Here is a 17,148-nt window from a genome sequence, read left to right as displayed (position 1 = left end):
TCGGTACGCCTACCGACCACAATCGATAGATCACGCGGTATGGGTCCCTGCGTTCGCAGGGACGACACTGAGCAAGATGCATTGCTGGATTGCTTCGCTGCGCTCGCAATGACGATGCAGGACCATCCCGCTATAACAATTCGCAGAACATCAATGCCGCGAGTTCCATGCCCATCTACCGCCTGCACTACTTCCCCGAATCCGGCAACAGCTACAAGCTGGCGCTGATGCTGACGCTGTGCGGCGAGAGGTTCGAGCCGGTGTGGACCGATTTTGCCGGCGGAGTCACGCGCACGGCGGAGTGGCGCAAGGCGGTCAACGAGATGGGCGAGATTCCCGTGCTCGAGATCGACGGCGTGAAGATGACGCAGACCGCACCGCTGCTGCTCAAGCTCGCCGAGCGATATGGCCGCTTCGGCGACGAGACCGAGGAAGAGAAGTTCGAGCTGCTGCGCTGGCTGTTCTGGGACAACCACAAGCTCACCGGCTACATGGCGACCTACCGCTTCATGCGGGCCTTCACCGAGAACAGCGACCCGCAGGTGCTGAAGCATTTCCGCCGCCGGCTCGAGGACTTCCTCGGCATTCTCGACGGGCATCTCCAGCACAACGCCTTCGCGATCGGCGCAAAGCCGACGGTCGCCGATATCTCGATGATGGCTTATCTGCATTATCCGAGCGACGAGCACGGCTTTGACTTCGCCACGAGCCATCCCGCCATCCACGCCTGGCTCGGCCGCATGGCCGCGCTGCCCGGCTGGAAGCCGGCGTACGAGTTGCTGCCGGGCAAGCGGATGACGAATTACGCGAAGTGAAAGCTACCGGAGCGACAGCCAGCCCAGCGTGAACAGGACACCGCAGACGATGACGGCCATCGCGATCGCCCAGATGCTGACGCGGGCGCTGCCGGTGACCTGCTTGGCTTCCTCATTCTGCGCGATCTCGCGATTGCGCGCTTTGTTGGCGTTGCCCGTGTCCGTCATGGATCATCCAAATGTTGGTTAGGTCTAACGCGTCTTGATGAAGCACATGCCGATGCGGCGCGAGGCCGCGGCGGCTTGACAGGTGAGACCGTTAGCACAGGTCCATGACGTAAAACTCGCATCTCGCGTTCCCGATCCCGCATCGGCCAAGGAACAATGCGCGCCCCAGCCATCCTGATACTCGCTTCCGGCGAGCTCGCTGCTGCCGCGGGTCTGCGGCCGGCTGGCAAATCCGCGTGAGAAATCAGGGCGTTTGCCCGTGGCGAAGGCGGTCAGGATGTCGCGGCGGCGGAGCTGATCGCCCAGGAAATGCGGCGAGGCCGGCACGATGGTCGAATTGGACGGCTTGTCCGCCAGCCAGTCGACACCAGGGAAATGGAAGCCGCCGATGCCGCGGGTCTGGTGGCAGCCTGAGCAGGTGACGTCGTTGAGACGGCGCTGGAAGCCTGCGACCGAACGGATGTTCTGGGGGTCCCCGCGCGCGGCGGCCTGCTTCAACGCGCCGACCACGTCGCTGTCGGCGAAGACGGAATCGTTGCTGCCCTCACCCTTTCCCTCTCCCTGCATCATGCCGTACTCCGGCTGCAGCGCGGAGGCATCGAGGCCGGCGGGCGTCGGCACCACCGCGGCCCTGGCCAGGAATCTTTCCGGGATCAGCACCGTGCCGCGGTCGAATTCGCGCAGATTCTCGGGTGCGAGCAGCCAATCCCTAAAATCGCGCCGCAGCGCTTCGCTGGCGAGGATGCGATCGCGGTCGATCTGATTTTCCAGCGTCCCTTCCGCGAACGTCTTCGTCGCGGCGTCGTATTTGAACACTTTGAGCAGATAGTCGGAGCGGAAATCGTGCAGCGGCGATTTCGGCGCGATCGAGATCTGGATGTTGGTCTCGATGCGATCGAGCGTGGCATCGTCCTGGCCGCCGATCAGCTCCTGCCAATTGCCGTTGTCGAGCCAGCGCCGCGCGATCTCGGCGCAGCTGATCGGCTTGCCGTTCCCATCCCTCTGGCGCGGATCGCGCGCTTTCATCACCAGGTTGAGCGTCATCGGCAGCCGCGTTGCGGTCTTGCCGCCGTCCGGCTTGTTGTCGAAACGCGCGAGACGATAGATCAGCCGGATCTCGCCGCAGGCTTCTTCGGCGGCGTAGGCGCGGTCCATGCGGTTGACGATGCCGACCAGCACGAAACGCGCGTCGGGGGAATTCAGGTTGGCTCGATCGAACAGCTGCACGTCAAAGCCTTCGCCGACGCCGATCGTCTCGGTCGGCCAGGCCGCCTTCTGCTTGGCGACATAGCGCTCGAATTCTGCCTCGATCGCCGGCGGAATGTCCTTGAGCTGCGACAGCCCCGAAAACAACAGGTCCGTCGTCAGCGGACGATCCGCCTTGCGCTCCGGCGCCACCAGGCGCGAGATCGTGAGAACGTCGCTCTCATCGAGCCGGCGCAGCAGATCGGGATCGGTGATCGCCGTGCCGCGCATCAGCTGCGTCGTCTCCGCGGCCCGAAGCGAAGGAGCACCGCCGAACAACACGGCGGCAGCAACAAGAATTCGCAATGCGCGGCTCATGCCTTAGGTAACACCGCGCCGGCATGCCTATTCAAGCAAAAAGGCGCCTCACATCGTGGTGAAGCGCCTCTTCGAAAGTCGGATATCGAACGCTCAGCGCGAGACGATCAGCCCCTTGCTGGTGACGACGACCCAGCGGCCATCCTGGCGACGGATCGCATCGACGCGACCAACGCCAGGGATGGGATCGCCGGGATAGACCTCGTAGAGCCCGTCGCGGCCCTCGATCAGCGCGCCGCCATTGGCGGCGTTGCGCAGCCGCCAGCCTTCGACCGTCGGCAGACGGCCGACCTCGGTCTTGGGCGCGGCGGCCACCGGGGCCGGTGCGGCGGCAGCGGTCGCAACCTGGGTCGGCGCGATCGAGCCGGTGGTTTCCTTCGCGGGCGCAGCAGCGGCCTGCGCGGGAGCGGCGGGCGGCGTGGCGCGAAGCTTGTCGACAGTCTCCGACAGCTTGGCGATCTTGGCGAGCGGCTCGCCTTGCGCCTTCTCGAGCTTGTCGAGGCGGTCATTGGCCCGGTTGAACTGGCTGACGCCCGTCTTGGCGCTGTGCTCGACATTGGCCTTGAGCGCGACGAGATCGGCGTCGATCCGCGCGACCGACGCATCGAGCGCGCTGGTGTCGGCGACCTGGACCGGCGCCTGCGCCGGGCTTGCGAAATGCATCATGCCGGCGGTTGCGAGCGCGCCGCTGATGGCGCCGACGCTGGCGGCGATCGCCACCACCGCGGCCATCGCCGACAGGCGGCGCTTGCCAGCGGCTTCGCGCGGCTCGTCCGCCTTCACATGCGGGGCGAAATTCTCGCGGTCCCAGTTGCGCTCCGAGGGCGCCATGACGATGAGCTTGCCGGGCTTCGGCTCGGGCTGGGTTTCAACCTTGGGCTCAACCCTGGCTTCGATCTTCGGCGGCTCGACCTTCACCGGGTCGGGTTTGGGCGGCGCCTCGTGGTCGGGCGCGATCGAGGGGGCGTCGATCCCGGCAGCCTCGACAGCCTGCGGCGCGGTCGTCCCGGCTTCGACGACGCTCTTGTCCTGGGCAGCCTGCTCAGCCATTGGTTCGCTCACAGTTCAAATACTCCGCTCTGGATTGACCTTTTGGTAACTTTCATTGCTTGCGAAATCCTTACCTTGGGACCCGCTTACCGAAATTTTAGGAAGTCATCCGGGGCTGAATTGAGCCGGGAAGATGGAACCGGTGTGGCGGGCGTGAAACAATTTGTAATCGGGGCAAATGAACGGCGGCGGAATGCGAGCCAGGCGCCTTCACACATCACACTCCGTCACATCACGACCGGCGCATCCGGCAGCTCGTTCGGATGCGACGTGCCCGGCGGGAAATGCCGCGCCAGCTCGCGCGACACCGCTTCGATGCCGGTGATGACGCCGCGCTCGAACTGGCCGGCAGCGAACTCGGCCTCCATGGCGCGGCAGATGCTTTCCCAGCCCGCAGCGCCGACCTTCGCGTCGATGCCGCGATCGGCGACGATCTCGACATCGCGGTCGGCGAGCAGGAGATAGATCAGGACGCCATTGTTGTGCGTGGTGTCCCAGATGCGCAAATGCGAGAACACATCGAGCGCACGCGCGCGCGCCGGCTGGTTGCGGAACAAGGGGCGGCCGTCGAGTGCGCCTTCGACGACGAAGCGGACCTGGCCGGAATGGGTGGCTTCGCCAAGCTCGATCGCCTGCTCGATGCGGGCGAGCACGGCTGGCGGAAAGATCTGTTTGGCCTGCCAACGATGCTGCACGAGATGCCTAGCGATGCGTTTGATGCTCATGACCGCTACCAGCTCCCCGAGGCGCCGCCGCCGCCAAAACTGCCTCCGCCACCGCTGAAGCTGCCGCTGTCACTGCTGCTCGACGAACCGCTGCTCCAGCCGCCTCCCGAGCTCCCGCTCGACCAGGCGCCGCCGCGCGAGCGGCCCGTGCCCGGCGTGATCGCCGAAAACAGATCGGCGATGAAGCCGATGATGAAGCCGAGACCGCCCAGCGCGAGGGCCAGACCGAAAGATCCGAGAATGAACCAGGTCAGCGTCGCAATGATGCCCCCGGTCACCAGCGATCCGAGCAGCCGTCCCAGCATGGCGCGGAACGCGCCCCCGATGCCCACCGAGACGAACAGCGTGACGATAGCGAGCGGTGCGAGATCGTCGAGGTTGCCGAAGTTCACGGTCGGCGAGGGAACGGGCAAGGGTTCGCCGTCGATCACCCGGATCATCCGCTCGACGCCATCCGAGATGCCGCCGGCGAAATCGCCGTTCCTGAATTTCGGCGTGATGATCTCGTCGATGATCCGCCGCGAGGTGACGTCGGTGAGCGCACCTTCCAGGCCGTAGCCGACCTCGATACGCAAATGCCGGTCGTTCTTGGCGACGACGAGGATGGCGCCGTCGTCGATTTTCTTGCGGCCGATCTTCCAGGCCTCCGCGACGCGGATCGAGAACTGCTCGATCGTCTCCGGCTGCGTGGTCGGCACGATCAGGACCGCGATCTGGCTGCCCTTGCGCGTCTCGAAATCGCGCAGCTTTTGCGTGAGCAAGGCGACGTCGCTGCCGGAGAGCGTGCCGGTCTGGTCGACGACGCGGCCGGTGAGCTGGGGAACGGCGACGTCGGCGAAGACGGGGAACGCGAGGGCGAGGAGGAGTGCGAGAGTGAGGACGCACGAGGCGAGCACCGAATACGCCCGCCACAATCTCGCTGTCGTCGCCCGGCTTGACCGGGCGATCCCGTATTCCGGAGACGCCAGCGGGATACGGAGAAGCCGTGGCGTACTTGATTCCCCGCCTTCGCGGGGAATGACAGCAGTGGGTGAGGCCTGGCGCATTCGTGAAGCGGCGCGCTTACTTCGACGGCGCCGGCGCCGGATTGAAATCCACCTTCGGCGCGGTCGAGATCTCCTTCTCGTTCGCCACCGAAAAATTCGGCTTCTCCTTGTAGCCGAACATCATCGCGGTGAGGTTGCTCGGGAACGAGCGGATGGTGACGTTATAGTCCTGCACCGACTTGATGTAGCGGTTGCGCGCCACCGTGATGCGGTTCTCGGTGCCTTCGAGCTGCGACATCAAATCCTTGAACAGCGCGTCGGACTTGAGCTGCGGATAGTTCTCGGTGACAACCAGCAGCCGCGACAGCGCGCTCGACAACTCGCCCTGGGCAGCCTGGAACTTCTGGAAAGCGGCGGGGTCGTTCAGCACCTCGGGCGTTGCCTGGATGCTGCCGACCTTGGCGCGCGCATTGGTGACGCCGAGCAGCACGTCCTTTTCCTGCTGCGCAAAGCCCTTCACCGAATTGACGAGGTTGGGCACGAGGTCGGCGCGGCGCTGATACTGGTTCACGACCTCGGACCAGTTGGCCTTGATCTGCTCGTCCTCGCTCTGGATCGCGTTGTAGCCGCAATTGGTGAGGCTCAGCGAGGCCAGGGCCGCCAGCACGGTCAGGATCTTGCGCATCAAATTTCTCCCGGTGGAATCCGGCGCAAACTACCAGATGCGACCCGCAAGGCGCCAGACATCTTGCATCCCTCCCAAGGCGCGAAAAGCAGCCGACTGACGCAAGCCTCTTGCCTATCCCTGACCGACATAGTCAACTTGACGAAACAATTAAGACAGAACTGGGGGAAGCGCGATGACCTCGTTCGAGACCATCCTCGTGGAGCGGCCCGAGCCCGCTATCACAAGGGTCGTGATGAACCGGCCCGAGGCGCGCAATGCGCAGAACCTGCAAATGACCTACGACCTCAACGCCGCCTTCGACGCGGCGGTGCAGGATGATGCGGTCAAGGTGATCATTCTCGCCGGCAGCGGTCCGCACTTCTCCTCCGGCCACGATCTGCGTCCCGGGGGCAAGAACACCGCCGGGGTCGATTTCCCGCCGATCGGAAATTGGGGCGGCTTTGCCGAGCCGAATGCCCATGGCCGCTTCGCGCGCGAGCAGGAAATTTATCTCCAGATCACGCGGCGCTGGCGCAATCTCGCCAAGCCCACCGTCGCCGAGGTGCACGGCAAATGCATCGCCGGCGGGCTGATGCTGGCCTGGGCCTGCGACCTCATCGTGGCCAGCGACGACGCGCAGTTCTGCGACCCCGTCGTCACCATGGGCGTCTGCGGCGTCGAATGGTTCGTGCACCCCTGGGAGCTCGGCCCGCGCAAGGCCAAGGAGTTCCTGTTCACCGCCGACAGCTGGAGCGCGCAGGAGGCGCACCAGCTCGGCATGGTCAACCAGGTCGTGCCGCGCGCGGAGCTATCGTCGCGCGTGCTGGAGCTGGCGCGCCGGATCGCGGCGAAGCCGTCCTTCGCGCTGAAGATGACCAAGGAAGCCGTGAACCGTTCGGTCGACGTGATGGGCCAGCCCGCAGCGATCGATCAGGCCTTTGCTCTGCATCAGCTCTGTCACGCGCATAATCTTCAGGAGTTCGGCATGATCGTCGATCCTTCCGGCTTGCATCCCTCCGTGCGCAAGCCGCCGGCGGCGGAGTAAGAGCATGGACCTCAATCTCAGTGACGAGCAGAAGCTGCTGCGCGACAGCGCGGAGCGCTTCGTGGCCGGCAGCTACCATGCCGATCACCGCCGCAAGATGGCGAACGATCCGCTCGGCTTCAGCCCTGCGGTGTGGAAACAGTTCGCCGAGCTCGGCTGGCTGGCGCTGCCGATCCCCGAGGAGTTCGATGGGCTCGGCGGCGGCGCGGTCGAGATCGGCATCCTGATGGAAGCGTTCGGCCGGGGGCTGGTGTCGGAGCCCTATGTCGCGACGGTGGTGCTGGGAGCCGGGCTGCTTGAAAGATGCGGTACGGCCGAGCAGAAGCAGGCGAGCCTGCCCAAGGTCGCCGACGGATCGCTGAAGCTTGCGTTCGCGCATTCCGAGCGCGCCGCACGGTTCGATCTCGCCAAGGTCGCGACATCGGCGACCAAGACCGCGCAAGGCTGGCGCCTGTCCGGCAGCAAGATTGCGGTGCTCGACGGCCATGCCGCCGACGAGATCATCGTCTCGGCGCTCGTCCACGACCATCACGGTCCTTCGGGGCGGATCGGCCTGTTCGTGCTGCCGGCGACGGCGCCGGGCCTTGCGATCTCCGACTACGCGCGCCTCGGCGGCGGACGGGCCTGCAACATCGAATTGTCGGACGTGCACCTGCCGGAAGACGCGCTGCTCGGCGACGGTCACGATGCGCTGCCGGCGATCGAATGGGCGGCCGATCGCGCCATGGCCGCGCTGGGCGCGGAAGCCGTCGGCATCATGCAGACGCTGCTAGAGACCACGCTCGACTACACCAAGATCCGAAAGCAGTTTGGCCGGCCGCTCTCCGCCAACCAGGTCATCCGCCACCGCCTCGCCGACATGGCCATGCAGGTGGACGAGGCGCGCTCGATGGCATTGCGGGCCGCGCTAAAGGTGGATGCTGCGCCGACCGAGCGCGCCCGCGCGGCTTCCGGCGCGAAGGCGAAGATCGGCAAATGCGCGCGCTTCGTCGGCGAACAATCGATCCAGCTTCACGGCGGCATGGGCGTCACCGAGGAGCTCGAGGTCGGCGCCTATTTCAAGCGTCTCGTCGCCTTCGACACGCTGTTCGGCGGCAGCGCGCATCACTATGCCCGCCACGCCGGGCTCGGCCGCAAAGCCTGACCCTGGGAGAGCCTCATGGACCTCACCTTCAATGCCGACGAGCGCGCCTTCCAGAGCGAGGTGCGCGGCTTCATCGCAAAGAATCTCACCGAGGAGATGAAGCGCGCGACCGCGCTGACGCCGTCGGTGTTCTCCGACCCCGATATCGGCATGGCCTGGCAACGCGCGTTGCACGCCAACGGATGGGGCGCGCCGGGCTGGCCGGTCGAATACGGCGGGCCGGCCTGGACCCCGGCGCAGCGCTGGATCTTCGAGACCGAATGCGCGCGGGCCGGCGTGCCCAATGTCAACGTGATGGGCGTGAAGATGGTCGGGCCCGTCATCATCGGCTTCGGCTCGCCGGAGCAGAAGAATTTTTACCTGCCACGAATCCTCTCCGGCGAAGACTACTGGTGCCAGGGTTATTCCGAGCCAGGCTCCGGCTCCGATCTCTCCTCGCTGAAGACGCGCGCGGTGCGCGACGGCGACGACTACATCATCAACGGCACCAAGATCTGGACCACGCATGCCCACCACGCCAACCGCATGTTCGCGCTGGTGCGCACCAGCGACGGCGAGCGTCAGCAGGACGGCATCAGCTTCATCCTGATCGACATGAAGACACCGGGCATCACCACGCGCCCCATCCTCACCATCGGCGGCGACCACGAGGTCAACCAGGTGTTTTTCGACGACGTCCGCGTGCCCGTGGCCAACCGCGTCGGCGACGAGGGCAAGGGCTGGACCTACGGCAAATACCTGCTCGAGTTCGAGCGCGGCTCGGGCATCGCATCGGCGAAGCTGCGCGAGGGGTTGAAGGCGATCGCGGACCTCGCCGAGTCTGATCTCACCGGCCGCGCCATCGACAGTCCCGATATCGCCAGCCGCATCTCCGAGGTCGAAATCGACATCGACGCGCTGGAGATGACCGAGCTGCGCGTGCTCTCGGCGCTGCAGACCGGGCAAAATCCCGGCGCGGTGTCGTCGATCCTGAAGCTGTGCAACAGCGAGATCAGGCAAGCCGTGACGCGGTTAGGCGTCGATGTGATCGGCCACGACGCCCTCGCCGTCGAGCCGATGCGTCCGCTCTACAGGCTCAATCACGAGCCGGCGACGCCTGAGGAGATGCTAACGGTGGTGCCCGAATATCTCAACGGCCGCGCCTACACCATCTTCGGCGGCACCTCGGAGATCCAGCGCGACATCATTGCGAAGATGATGCTGGGGATTTGAAGGCGGGCTACGCCGCGGAGTATTTTGCGAACTCTCGCGCTCCGATCTCCGCTGTCGTCCCCGCGAAGGCGGGGGCCCATAACCACAGGGCGATGTGGTTAGGGGGACTCGGAATTACCAGCCACACGCCAAACGCCGCCCTGTGGTTATGGGTCCCGGGTTCGCGCTACGCGCGCCCCGGGACGACAGCTGCGTTTTGGGGCCACGGCGAAAGCTAACCAGCCTTCGCATCCCTGATCGCCTGCCACACCTTCTGCGGCGTCAGCGGCGTGTTCAGCTGGGTGATGCCGAGCTCGGCGAGCGCGTCCATTACGCCGTTGGTGACGCAAGGAGGGCCACCGATGGCGCCGGATTCGCCGCAGCCCTTGGCGCCGAGCGGATTGGTGCGGCAGGGCGCGGTGTCGTCCAGCGTCACCACGATCGGCGGCACGTCGTCGGCGCGCGGGATGCAATAGTCCTGGTAGCTCGCGGTGAGGAGTTGGCCGTCGGCATCGTAGGACACGCCTTCGTACAGCGCCTGACCGATGCCCTGCGCGACGCCGCCATGGATCTGCCCTGTCACCAGCATCGGGTTCACCGCGACGCCGACGTCGTCGACCGTGGTGTAGCGCACGACCTTGGAGACGCCGGTCTCCGGGTCGATCTCGACCTCGCAGATATGCGTGCCGTTCGGCCAGCTCGGGCCGTCCACTTCCCCTTCGGAATCGACGCTGAGCTTGGCGCCGCCCTCCTTCTCGGCGAGATCGAACAGGCTGATGCGGCGGTCGGTGCCGACCACGGTGAGCATGCCGCCCTGATACTCGATGTCCTCGATCGAAGTCTCCAGCACGTTGGCAGCCTTCTCGCGCGCCTTCTGGATCAGATCGTTGGAAGACACCGCGACCGCCGTGCCGCCGACGAACAGCGAGCGCGAGCCGACGCTGCCGAAGCCCATGGCGAGATCCGTGTCGCCTTGCACGACGTCAATCTTGTCCATGGCGATGCCGAGCGTGTCGGAGATCATCTGGGTGTAGGTGGTCTGCAGCCCCTGCCCCATCGCCATGGTGCCGGAATGAAGCACGATGCGCCCCTGAGAGGTCGCGTGCAGGCTGACCTTCTCGGTGTGGGCGCGGCCGCCGGTCCATTCGATGTAGGAGGTGAGCCCGCGCCCGTAGAGCAGGCCCTTCTTCTTCGCCGCCTTCTTGCGCGCGGCAAAGCCGTCCCAGTCGGCGAGCTTCACAGCGCGGTCGAGCATGTGCGCGAAGGCGCCGGAATCGTAGACCTGGCCGGCCGCGTTGGTGTAGGGCAGCTGCGCCGGCTTGATGTAGTTCGCTTTGCGGATCGCACGTGGGTCCATGCCGATCTTTCGCGCGGCGGCGTCGAACAGGCGCTCGACGATGAAGACGGCCTCCGGGCGGCCCGCACCGCGATAGGCCCCGACGGGCGCGGTGTGGGTCATCACCGACTGCACCTCGAAATGCACCAGCGGCAGGTCGTAAACGCCGGTCTGCACGAACGGCCCGAGCACCAGCGGGATGATGTTGGCCGCGCCCGAGGAATAGGCGCCGGTGCAGCCGATCGATTTGACGCGATAGGCCAGCACCTTGCCCTTTTCGTCGAGCGCGAAGGAGGCGGTCGAGGTCAGATCGCGGCCATGGGTGCCGCCGACGAATTCGTCGGTGCGATCGCCGCGCCAGCGGATTTTCTTGTTCAGCTTGGTCGCGGCATAGGCGACGATGCCGTCCTCGGGATAGAGATTGGTCTTCTGGCCGAAGCCGCCCCCGATGTCGCCGACCAGCACGCGCACGCTGTCCTTCGGGCGCTTGAGCACGGCCTCCGCCAACACGTCGCGGGTCGAGGCCGGCGTCTGCGACTGCACGTGCAGCAGGAGACGACCGCTCTTCTTGTCGATCTCGGCAATGGTCGAGCGCGGCTCCATCGCGGACGGAACGAGGCGCTGGCTGACGAGATCGAGCTCGACCGTATGCGCGGCCTTGGCGAAGGCCTCGTCGACCTTGGCGGCATCGCCGTAAGACATCGCGCCGACGATGTTGTCGGGCGCCTCAGGCCACACCACGGGCGCGCCGGGCTTGACGGCCTCGACCGGATCGACCACCGCGGGCTGCACGTCGTATTCGACCACGATCGCTTCGGCAGCGGTCTGCGCTTCGGCGCGCGAGGACGCCACCACGGCCGCGACAGCCTCGCCGGCGTAGCGCACGACCTCGTGGGCGAGCAGCCGGCGCGGCGGCACCGTCATCGGCTTGCCGTCGGGGCGCTTGAAGATGCTCAAGGTCGGGATGCTGCCGATATCGTCCTTGACGAGGTCGGCGCCGGTGTAGATCGCGGCAACGCCCGGCAGCGACGCTGCGGCGCTGGTGTCGATCGAGACGATCCTGGCGTGGGCATGCGGCGAGCGCAGCACATACAGCCACAGCGCACCGTCCTCTGGCTTGTCGTCGATGAACTGTCCCTTCCCGGTCAGCAGCCGCTGGTCTTCCAAACGCTTGACGGGCTGGCCCGCTCCGAAACGCAAATTGCCGGGAAGAATGTTCATTCCGTGAGGTCCTCAGGGTCTTTTCGAAACTGCGGGCAGCCTTTTAGCGGATCGATCAAAGGCATGCCAGCCGCGGTTTTGGGCGGCGAACCCACGGATTTGTCATGCCGGGGTAGCGGCTATGCCAGCTCCTTCAACGCCGCCTCGACGACCTTGCGCGCCTCTGCTGTCAGGGGGGCCTGCGGCGGGACGGGATCGCCGACATCGTAGCCCTGGATGGCGAGGCCCGCCTTGATGCAGGCGGCGAGGTTGAAGCGGGCGAAGGCCTCGTTGATGCGCCACAGCCGCCGCTGCAGCGCCATGGCCTCGTCCCAGCGGCCGGCCTTGCCGAGCTCGTAGAGCTCAACGCTCTGGCGCGGGATGATGCAGGCCGGGCCCGCCATCCAGCCGAGCCCGCCGATCAGCATCACCGCGGCCGGGATATGGGCGGAGGCCGAGAACACCCGCAAGGCATCGCCGCAGCGATTCATGATCGAGAGCAGCCGGCCGGTGTTGGTCGAGGCGTCCTTGATGTAGCCGATGCGCGGATGCTCGGCGAGGCGCGCGATGACGTCGAGGGTCAGGTCTGAACGCTGGAATTGCGGGTTGGTGTAGATGACGACGGGAATGTCGACGGCATCCGCAATGGCTCGGAAGTAGGATTCGACCTGGGCATCGGCAAGCGGGAAATACGCCTCCAGGATCGCCAGAATGCCGTCGGCGCCGAGCTTCTGATAGGCCTTCGCCTGCGCCACCGCGTCCGCCGTCGAGGTCGAGGCGACGCCGGCGATGACAGGCACCCGGCCTTTCGCGGCCTCGATCGTGGTCTGCACGACGGCCATCCGCTGCGCGGCACTGAGGTAGGCGAATTCGCCGGTCGAGCCCAGCGGCGTCAAGCCGTGCACGCCGGCGCCGATCAGATCGTCGCAGAGCTTGGCGAGCACTTCGGTGCGCACGCTGCCGTCGGCATCGACGGGAGAAACGAGGTAGGGGAAGACGCCGTGGAATTCGGACATGTCGGGGGCTCCGGAAGCTGGCACCCGACGGCTATTAGCAATGCCCGCCCCGGCGATCAAACCTTGAGCAAGCGCACTCGCGTGCCCCAGGGATCGACGGCCTCGAGGCCGCCCGCCAGCGCCGTGACCTTCACGCCCCCCTTGCGCAGGCGCTCTTCCTGGGCGGCGAGCAGCTCCTGCTTCGCCATCACCAGCGAGAACCAGGCGAGGCCGGTCGTGGACTCGTCGCGCTGGCCGGCACCCTGGCTCTGCCAGACATTCATGCCGAGGTGATGGTGATAGCGGCCCGACGACAGGAACGCCGCCCCGCTGCGGCTGCGGGTCGGATCGAGGCCAATCGTACCATGATAGAAATTGCCGGCCTGCGCGAGATCGCCGACCCGCAGATGCATGTGGCCGATGCGCAAGCCCTCCGGCGCCCCGGCATAATCGGGCACGCGCGTATTGGTCAGCGACAGCAGGTCGGGGATGTTGAGCTCGTCGGTCGCCATCTTGACGCTGCCTTCGCTCCATTGCCATTGCGAGGGATCGCGGTCGGCATAGACCTCGATGCCGTTGCCTTCGGGGTCGTCGAGATAGACGGACTCAGAGACGAGGTGATCGGCGAAGCCCGACAGCTTCACACGGTGCGAGGCGGCATGGACCAGCCAGCGCGCCAGATCCTTGCGGGTCGGCATCAGGAAGGCGGTGTGGTAGAGGCCGGCGGCGTTGCGCGGCTCGATGGCCGCATCGGGACGGGCCTCCAGTACCAAGAGCGTGATGCCAGATGTGCCGAGCTTCGCCGCGGTCGCCGAGCGCTCCATCACGGTGAGACCGATGACGTCGCGATAGTAGTCCGCGACCGTGTCGAGGTTCTTCACCCGCAGCGTCACCATGCCGACCCGCATCGGCGTGCGGCTGGCATAGGTCGGCCCGCCCTGCGGCGTGCCCTCGGCGAGCGCCGCCGCCGCGGCCGCCATGGCAAGCGAGGTGGCGCCGGCGAGTTGCAGCAGGGTACGGCGGGTGAGGTCGACGGTCATGAGGGCTCGCTGAAAACGTTTGAGGCCATGGGCGCAATTTTCGGATTGCTACACGTTCCCGTGAGGCGCTCCCAATCACATATTCGTCGGCAATGGTCTTGAAGAGGCCCGTCCGGTCCTGGCCACCCGGCCAGTTTCGCAATCGCCCGCGACATCCCAGATTGAGGACAACTTACAGGAGCCCACCATGACTGATCCTAGTCCCCTGTCCTCGCTATCGTCCGCCCTCGTGGACGTCGTGGCGCGCACTGCGCCCTCGATCGTCTCTGTGCATTCCTACCGCTCCCGCGCCACCGGCTTTGTCTGGAAGCGCGGCCTGATCATCACCGCCGACGAGGCGCTCGCCGACGAGGGCGAGGTCGAGATCGGCCTTGCCGACGGCAGCCGGGTCGCCGCCACCATCGTCGGGCGCGACCACACCACAGATATCGCGCTGCTCCGCGCCGACGTCGCGACGGTGGCGGTCAAGCTCGCCGCAACCGTCCCGCCACTGGGCGCGTTGGCGGTCGTGGTCGCCACCAACCGCGAGACGCCGAGCGCGGCGCTGGCGATGGTGTCGGCGTCCGGCAATGGCTGGCGCTCCTTGCGCGGCGGCGAGATCGATGCGCGGATCGAGCTCGACGTTCGCCTGCGTCCAGCCCAGCAGGGCGGCCTGGCGCTCGATGCATCGGGGCAAGCCTTCGGCATGGCCGTGCTCGGCCCGCGGCGCGTACTGGTGATCCCGGCCGCGACGATCGAGCGCGTCGCGGCACAGCTCGAGACGCGCGGCCGTATCGCGCGCGGCTATCTCGGCCTCGGGCTGCAGCCGGTGCGGCTCGACGACGGCGTCGGCGCGATGGTGATGAATGTCGACAAGGCCGGACCTTCGGCCGCAGCCGGCATCCGTCAGGGCGACGTCATCGTCGCGGTCAACGACCAGAAACTATCAGGCGTGCGCGCACTGTCGCGAACACTCGGTCCTTCGAGCGTCGGCGCGGTGGTCGATGTCGCGGCGCGCCGCGGCGGCGAGCCGGTCAGCTTCAAGGTAACGGTCGGCGAGAGGCCGGAGGCGTGAGCGAGGACAAGGCGCCGGAGATCGTGCTCGCCCTGGAGATCGACGACCCCGCCCTCGCCGATCGCCTGGCGGCCTTGCTCGGCAATGTCGCCGAGCTGCGCCTTGCCGTGCCCGGCGAGCAAGCCGCGGCAACGATCGTCGCGCGCCATCCCCGCGTCATGCCCGACGACATCGCGCTGACGCAGCGCGAGCTCGACGTGCTGGCGCTGATGGCCGAGGGCGCCTCCAACAAGATGATCGCGCGCCGGCTCGGCATCTCCGTGCACACCGTCAAATTCCATGTCGGCTCGCTGCTCGACAAGCTCGATGCCACCGGCCGCACCGATGCGGTGGCGCATGCGGCGCGTCGCGGCGTGATCGAGCTGTGACGGACTCTATGGTGCTGATGCCTTGGGGAAGCCGAGCTCGACAGCGAGCCCCGGTGCATTGTCGCGCAAGGCGATTTCGGCGCCATGAAGACGCGCGACCGCGGCGACGAGGCTGAGGCCGAGCCCGTTGCCCGGCGTGTAGCGGCTCTGTTCGAGCCGGTAGAAGCGTTTGAAGACGTGATCGCGCTGCTCGGCGGGAACGCCCGGGCCATCGTCGGCGATGGCGATCATCGCGCCGCCGCCGGTGCTCCGGCAGGTCACGGTCACCTGCCCGCCTTTGCAGCCATGCTTGATCGCATTGTCGACGAGATTGGCGATGGCATCGAACAGCAGGTCGCGATCGCCGGTGATCGGTACCTGGCGGTCTCCGGCCAGGCTGAGCTTGGTCGCAACCTGCTCGGCGGCGGCATCGTAGAGCTCGACCACCTCGCCTGCGATCTCGGCGAGGTCGAGCACGCGGAAAGCCCCTCGGCGGGCGCGGGTCTCGATCTCGGAGATCCGGGTGATGGACGCGAACATGCCGAGCACGGCATCGAGATCGGCGATGGTGTCGCCGATCAGCGCGGCATCGGCCTCGCTGTTGCGCGGCCCGTGATAAGCCTTTTCCAGCCGGCCGCGCATCCGCGTCAGCGGCGTGCGCAGATCGTGGGCGACGTTGTCGCTGACCTGCTTGACCTCGCCCATCAGCGTCTCGATGCGGTCCAGCATCTGGTTGAGGTTCTCGGCGACGCGGTCCCATTCATCGTTGCTGCCGCGCAAGGGGATGCGCTGGTCGAGGCCGGACAGCATGATGGCGCGGCTGGTGGCATTGATCTGTTCGATCCGCCCCACCGTGCGCCGTGTCACCAGCACGGCCGCGAGACCCGCGAGCACCAGCAGCAGCACGGCAACCGCCGCCATTGCGAGCTCGATCATCCCGGTGAAGCCGTCATGATCGACGGCGTGGCCGATCCGGCCCTCCACATAGGCGAGCGTGCCGAAATAGACATAGGCCATGATCGCTGCGACGATCAGCCCGAATGCCGCGATCGCGATCAGCGCCAGACGGAAGGTCGAGGAGCGGAGCGTCTTAGCCAGGAGCACGGAGGCAATATCCGATGCCGCGGATGGTGTGGATCAACGGATAGGCCTGGGCATCGTCGACCTTGCGGCGGACGCGTCCGACATAGACGTCGATGATGTTGGTGGAGGGATCGAAATGCAGGTCCCAGACGTGCTGGAGCAGCATCGCGCGGGAGATCACCCTGCCCTCGTTGCGCGCGAGATATTCGAGCAGCTGGAATTCGCGCGGCAGCAGCGAGATCGTGCGGCCACGGCGGCTCGCGCTGCGCGCGATCAGGTCGATGGCGAGATCGCCGACCCGCAGCAGCGTCTCCTTGGCGATGGTCTCGCTGCGGCGGCCGAGCGCCTCGAGCCGCGCCAGCAATTCGATGAAGGAGAACGGCTTGACGAGATAGTCGTCGCCGCCGGCGCGCAAGCCCCGCACGCGGTCGTCGACTTCGCCGAGCGCCGAAATAATCAGGAACGGCGCGGCGACGCCGTCATCGCGCAATTGCCGCATCACGCTGATGCCGTCGATGTCGGGCAGCATCCGGTCGATCGTGATCACGGCATAATCGCGCGCGGCGCCGTGGCTCAGGGCTTCGCGCCCCGTCGCTGCAAGATCGACGTCGTAGCCGGAGGTCGTCAATTCCTCGACGAGCTGGCCTGCGGTTTCCGGATCGTCCTCGACGACCAGGATGCGACGGTGACCTCCGGTCATGCAAAACTCCGCGCGACGATCGCCACCAGACTATCCCGT

At 66.4% G+C, this 17,148-nt stretch carries 17 protein-coding genes; 6 read left to right on the top strand and 11 right to left on the bottom strand.

What is annotated here, in order from left to right; genetic code table 11:
• Positions 1–167: 167 nt before the first annotated feature.
• Positions 168–815: a glutathione S-transferase family protein gene (locus AC0WRY_RS06750; protein ID WP_491122835.1), complete on the top strand. Its 648-nt coding sequence runs from the start codon at positions 168–170 to the stop codon at positions 813–815.
• 3 nt (positions 816–818) lie between these two features.
• Here the strand turns inward: AC0WRY_RS06750 and AC0WRY_RS06745 are convergent, their stop codons facing one another.
• The 6 genes from AC0WRY_RS06745 to AC0WRY_RS06720 form a co-directional block, all read right to left on the bottom strand.
• Complete coding sequence (locus tag AC0WRY_RS06745; RefSeq protein WP_491122834.1) at positions 819–983, bottom strand: hypothetical protein; 165 nt, start codon at positions 981–983, stop codon at positions 819–821.
• 24 nt (positions 984–1,007) lie between these two features.
• Positions 1,008–2,546, bottom strand: a complete 1,539-nt coding sequence (locus tag AC0WRY_RS06740) for a hypothetical protein (RefSeq protein WP_491122833.1) — start codon at positions 2,544–2,546, stop codon at positions 1,008–1,010.
• A gap of 93 nt (positions 2,547–2,639) precedes the next feature.
• Positions 2,640–3,596: a hypothetical protein gene (locus AC0WRY_RS06735; RefSeq protein ID WP_194406244.1), complete on the bottom strand. Its 957-nt coding sequence runs from the start codon at positions 3,594–3,596 to the stop codon at positions 2,640–2,642.
• Positions 3,597–3,823: 227 nt separating this feature from the next.
• On the bottom strand, positions 3,824–4,321 hold the full coding sequence (locus AC0WRY_RS06730; RefSeq protein WP_194406243.1) for a TPM domain-containing protein: 498 nt from the start codon (positions 4,319–4,321) through the stop codon (positions 3,824–3,826).
• Between the two features lie 5 nt (positions 4,322–4,326).
• A complete protein-coding gene (locus AC0WRY_RS06725) occupies positions 4,327–5,217 on the bottom strand; it encodes a TPM domain-containing protein (RefSeq protein WP_246776422.1) in 891 nt (296 codons plus the stop codon).
• Between the two features lie 166 nt (positions 5,218–5,383).
• The gene (locus AC0WRY_RS06720) at positions 5,384–5,992 is read right to left on the bottom strand and encodes a LemA family protein (protein ID WP_063197001.1); all 609 of its coding nucleotides are present in this window, start codon (positions 5,990–5,992) and stop codon (positions 5,384–5,386) included.
• 175 nt (positions 5,993–6,167) lie between these two features.
• Here AC0WRY_RS06720 and AC0WRY_RS06715 point away from each other — a divergent pair, with 175 nt between their 5' ends.
• From AC0WRY_RS06715 to AC0WRY_RS06705, 3 genes are read left to right on the top strand one after another with little or no spacing between them, the layout of a single operon-like run.
• Positions 6,168–7,019 (top strand): enoyl-CoA hydratase, encoded by an 852-nt coding sequence (locus AC0WRY_RS06715; protein ID WP_194406241.1) that lies wholly within the window; start codon positions 6,168–6,170, stop codon positions 7,017–7,019.
• A 4-nt stretch (positions 7,020–7,023) separates the two neighbouring features.
• Positions 7,024–8,163 (top strand): acyl-CoA dehydrogenase family protein, encoded by a 1,140-nt coding sequence (locus tag AC0WRY_RS06710; RefSeq protein WP_194406240.1) that lies wholly within the window; start codon positions 7,024–7,026, stop codon positions 8,161–8,163.
• 15 nt (positions 8,164–8,178) lie between these two features.
• Positions 8,179–9,375, top strand: a complete 1,197-nt coding sequence (locus tag AC0WRY_RS06705) for an acyl-CoA dehydrogenase family protein (RefSeq protein ID WP_194406239.1) — start codon at positions 8,179–8,181, stop codon at positions 9,373–9,375.
• A gap of 214 nt (positions 9,376–9,589) precedes the next feature.
• On the opposite strand, the gene AC0WRY_RS06700 is transcribed toward AC0WRY_RS06705, so the two are convergent.
• The 3 genes from AC0WRY_RS06700 to AC0WRY_RS06690 all read right to left on the bottom strand — a co-directional run bounded on the left by AC0WRY_RS06700 (position 9,590) and on the right by AC0WRY_RS06690 (position 13,925).
• Positions 9,590–11,911 carry a xanthine dehydrogenase family protein molybdopterin-binding subunit gene (locus AC0WRY_RS06700; protein ID WP_194406238.1) on the bottom strand — a complete coding sequence of 774 codons (2,322 nt, stop codon included), beginning with the start codon at positions 11,909–11,911 and terminating at the stop codon, positions 9,590–9,592.
• Between the two features lie 119 nt (positions 11,912–12,030).
• On the bottom strand, positions 12,031–12,906 hold the full coding sequence (locus tag AC0WRY_RS06695; RefSeq protein WP_194406237.1) for a dihydrodipicolinate synthase family protein: 876 nt from the start codon (positions 12,904–12,906) through the stop codon (positions 12,031–12,033).
• A gap of 56 nt (positions 12,907–12,962) precedes the next feature.
• A complete protein-coding gene (locus AC0WRY_RS06690) occupies positions 12,963–13,925 on the bottom strand; it encodes a VOC family protein (protein ID WP_194406236.1) in 963 nt (320 codons plus the stop codon).
• Positions 13,926–14,112: 187 nt separating this feature from the next.
• Here AC0WRY_RS06690 and AC0WRY_RS06685 point away from each other — a divergent pair, with 187 nt between their 5' ends.
• Positions 14,113–14,979, top strand: coding sequence for a S1C family serine protease (locus AC0WRY_RS06685; RefSeq protein ID WP_194406235.1), 867 nt, complete (start codon positions 14,113–14,115; stop codon positions 14,977–14,979).
• Complete coding sequence (locus AC0WRY_RS06680) at positions 14,976–15,347, top strand: response regulator transcription factor (protein WP_194406234.1); 372 nt, start codon at positions 14,976–14,978, stop codon at positions 15,345–15,347. Before AC0WRY_RS06685 ends, AC0WRY_RS06680 begins: the two co-directional genes overlap by 4 nt.
• A gap of 6 nt (positions 15,348–15,353) precedes the next feature.
• Here AC0WRY_RS06680 and AC0WRY_RS06675 read toward each other — a convergent pair whose 3' ends face one another.
• Positions 15,354–16,430, bottom strand: coding sequence for a sensor histidine kinase (locus AC0WRY_RS06675; RefSeq protein WP_194406233.1), 1,077 nt, complete (start codon positions 16,428–16,430; stop codon positions 15,354–15,356).
• Positions 16,417–17,109, bottom strand: a complete 693-nt coding sequence (locus AC0WRY_RS06670; protein ID WP_194406232.1) for a response regulator transcription factor — start codon at positions 17,107–17,109, stop codon at positions 16,417–16,419. The genes AC0WRY_RS06675 and AC0WRY_RS06670 overlap by 14 nt, the downstream gene beginning before the upstream one ends.
• Positions 17,110–17,148 lie beyond the last annotated feature (39 nt).

The sequence above is a fragment of the Bradyrhizobium sp. T-12 genome (genome assembly GCF_058314695.1).
This window is presented reverse-complemented; position numbering and strand designations above follow the sequence as displayed.